This is a genomic window from Flavobacterium sp. T50_26, assembly GCF_057652995.1.
The window spans coordinates 1-236 of sequence record NZ_JBYFCC010000093.1 but is presented as its reverse complement, the minus strand read 5'-3'; the positions used below and the strand labels follow the sequence as shown (position 1 = coordinate 236).

The following is a 236-nucleotide window of genomic DNA, read 5'->3' as shown; positions in this document are numbered from 1 at the left end:
GGAGACGAAGGACAAGAGAGTATTGACCCTGTAGTGTTCTTCAAAATCTGTTTGGTTGGTTATTTGAACAACATCAATTCCGATCGAAAACTCATTGAATATTGTTCTAATTGTTTAGATGTTCGTTTGTTTATTCGGTATGATATTGATGAGATGTTACCTTGGCACAGCACCATAAGTCGAACACGTCAATTGTATGGAGAAGAAGTCTTTATGGAACTCTTCAAGAAAGTGCT

At 36.9% G+C, this 236-nt stretch carries 1 protein-coding gene; it reads left to right on the top strand.

Going from position 1 to position 236, the window contains the following annotated elements:
• The coding region (locus AC23MC_RS16545) for a transposase (RefSeq protein ID WP_487569418.1) at positions 1–236 on the top strand (236 nt) is incomplete at both ends.